We start from the raw sequence: 2,881 nt of genomic DNA, 5'->3' as shown, positions 1-2,881 counted from the left end.
AATACGGTTTCATATAAGAAAATAATTCATGTTAATCAAATTTCCATATAAAAAAGAAAAGGTGAATATTTATGTATCCACCTTCCCATCTCCCTCTACCCACTTCATTATTTCTTCCACATCTAAATCCGTATACGTCTTTTCACCATAACGAACAGACTCATATAACGAGATAATATCCCTTGTTCTACAAATTCTTTTTAACCATTGTTGCATCGTTTCATAGGATCTTCTCTGTTCATGAAATGGTAATGTTCTTTCCCATTCAACTAACGTTTTTCTTATCTTATCTGTCGGTAACGGCTGTTCTAACTGATGAATGACTTTTTCATTCTTTATGCTTCTTACCGCAGTGTGCTTTGTAACCAATTCTTTCTCCTGTACTATTTCTGTTTTCGTCAATTTTTTCCTAATATACTTGTAGATGGCATATATAATTGATATTGCAATTATCACATAAAAAGCTATAGTAATCCATATATTTGAAAGAACAGAAAGCACGTCACTCCATAGACTTTCTCTTTCGAAAGGTTGAAATTTTTTACCCGTTTTCGTTCTTATACCTGTATCTTCTACTTCTTCATATTCATCTTCATCTATTTTGGAATCATCGAAATTTTCACCTATACTAGTAAAATCATAATTTCTTTCCGATATTGTCTTAGTCTTACTGAAAAAACGCTCTTTTACTATGTCTTGTACATACACAACACCTTGTGATAACGTTATCGCACTAATCGCAAAGAAAAGTATGATTAAAGTTCTTACACTCCATAACTTCACTTTCATATGCCGCTTCTTATTCACCATGACATAAGCCCCTTCTTATTCTTTCATTACAATCCATTTATTCGTTCTACTGTATTTCTTTGGTGAAGTACCGATAATTAAAGGAACCGCATCCAGTTCCTTTCGACGAAAGCCTGCTGTGTAAAAGTAAGAAGAAGATATAGGCGTATCTTGGTCTGATATCGAGGCAAGTACCTTTAATACATTTTGCAAATGTTTCCGATTATCCCCATTTTTTATATGTAGCAAACCGTTATCTTTTACACTATTAATCCATACTTCAAACGAACAGTTTTGCATAAGAAGTTGTTTGCATATACCTGCTGTTAATTCAATTAGTTCCTCTATATCATTTCGCAAAGAAACACCACTTTTATTTTGCAAGTTGAGATAAATCGCGTATTTATCACATTGTGTTCGCTCATACTTTTTCGCAGTTATCGTCCCTGTTTTCGCTGTTGCACTCCAGTGGATGGAACGAAAATCTTCATTTTCATAAGACTTTACTCCCATTACTTTCGTTTCATCATATAAGGGTGAAGACATCGCTTTTCGAAATCCTCGTGACCATTCTTGTAATTCAGGAACTTGTATTTTCGGAACAGCTGGTAAGACTAAATAAGAGGGCGTATCAACTTGTTTATATGTTATATGGTTCGTTATAAATCCAAAGAGATCAGTAATAACAATTTCAACTTCTTCCCATTTCGCGATGCCTCTTTTTAACGCTACAGCTTGCAAATCAAATGAAACTGACTCCCTTCCTTTTAAATTAAAATTCATATAATAATTTGAACCTGTACTATGATTTTTGTTTATTTCATCATGATTCCAAGTTAGCTTATTTTCACATTTAAATCGAAATACGATATTAAGAATAGGAAATATCGACTTGTTTGAAATTTTCATTTTGCACATATTCGTTTCACCTATAAAAACGTTCGAATTCCCTTGACTGTATTCCCATTCAACACGAGATACTTTACGTATATATACATGCATAGCACCTATTAAAATTACATATAAAAATACGAGAGATAAAAACAGTAGATTACTTGAAAATACACTTAAAATAACTGCTACAACTGACATAACCCCCATTACGAAAGGCTCCGCTAAAGATGTATACGCAAGCTGTTGATTCATCGTACATTCTCCACTGGCACACTAATCGTATGAAGAATTTCTTTCATAATTTGTTCTTTCGTCGTTTTCATCTCTCCCTCAATCGTTAACGTTAAACGATGAGCACAAACTGATGCAGCGAGCGTCTTAATATCATCTGGCGTACAGTAATCTCTTTCATTTAATATTGCCCGTGCTTGAATTGCTCTCATAAATGCCAACGTTCCCCGAGGGCTTACACCAATTTCAATTAACTCATGGTTACGAGTTGCTTCAATAATTTCAAGGAGATAATCTTGCACATCATTCCCTACTAACACTTCTCTTGCACGCTTTTGCATCGTAATAATTTCTTCACTTGAAATAATAGAATGTAACGTTTCTAATGGATCATTCATTTGAAACCGATTCATCATTTCCTTTTCAGCTTCTCTCGTAGGATAACCTTGGCGTATTGTGAGTAAAAACCGGTCTAACTGAGCATCTGGTAACGGAAATGTGCCCGCTGATTCGAGTGGATTTTGCGTTGCTATAACTAAAAAAGGTTCTGGTAATGAATGTGTCTGTTTCGCAATTGTAACAGTACGCTCTTCCATAACCTCAAGTAACGAAGATTGTGTTCTCGGTACAGCTCGATTAATTTCATCCACTAATACGATATTTGCAAAAATCGGTCCTAACCTTGTTTTAAAATCCGATTCCTTTACATGAAAATATTCAAGACCAATAACATCTCCAGGCAAAGTATCCGCTGTAAATTGTATTCTTTGAAATTTAGCGTCCACACTTTTAGCCAAACTTTTCGCTAATGTTGTTTTTCCTGTCCCAGGTACATCTTCTAATAAAATATGTCCCCCTGCTATTAGAGCAATGGCTGCTAGTTCTATCGATTCGTCTTTTCCTATAATAACCTTCGAAATATTATTAGTAATTTTCTTTAATGTACTCATATAGTAATCTACCACCT

Annotated in this window: 3 protein-coding genes; all 3 read right to left on the bottom strand. The window is 34.4% G+C overall.

Annotated features, from left to right (window positions below; translation table 11 throughout):
* Positions 1-69: 69 nt before the first annotated feature.
* From ACQGS6_RS25765 to ACQGS6_RS25755, 3 genes are read right to left on the bottom strand one after another with little or no spacing between them, the layout of a single operon-like run.
* Entirely contained in the window at positions 70-810 is a 741-nt protein-coding gene (locus ACQGS6_RS25765; protein ID WP_000247509.1) for a hypothetical protein, read from the bottom strand.
* Positions 811-825: 15 nt separating this feature from the next.
* The gene (locus ACQGS6_RS25760; RefSeq protein ID WP_003312283.1) at positions 826-1,935 is read right to left on the bottom strand and encodes a DUF58 domain-containing protein; all 1,110 of its coding nucleotides are present in this window, start codon (positions 1,933-1,935) and stop codon (positions 826-828) included.
* Entirely contained in the window at positions 1,932-2,864 is a 933-nt protein-coding gene (locus tag ACQGS6_RS25755) for an AAA family ATPase (RefSeq protein WP_000105650.1), read from the bottom strand. Before ACQGS6_RS25755 ends, ACQGS6_RS25760 begins: the two co-directional genes overlap by 4 nt.
* Positions 2,865-2,881 lie beyond the last annotated feature (17 nt).

This window comes from Bacillus sp. GMs2/2 (assembly GCF_050172095.1).
Lineage (GTDB): Bacteria > Bacillota > Bacilli > Bacillales > Bacillaceae_G > Bacillus_A > Bacillus_A cereus.
Note: the sequence above shows the minus strand (reverse complement) of the source record. Positions and strands in the feature narration are given on the sequence as shown.

Coding starts and splice junctions, on each gene's coding strand:
- ACQGS6_RS25765 (WP_000247509.1), bottom strand. CDS start 810: ATGGTGAATAAGAAGCGGCATATGAAAGTGAAGTTATGGAGTGTAAGA.
- ACQGS6_RS25760 (WP_003312283.1), bottom strand. CDS start 1,935: ATGAATCAACAGCTTGCGTATACATCTTTAGCGGAGCCTTTCGTAATG.
- ACQGS6_RS25755 (WP_000105650.1), bottom strand. CDS start 2,864: ATGAGTACATTAAAGAAAATTACTAATAATATTTCGAAGGTTATTATA.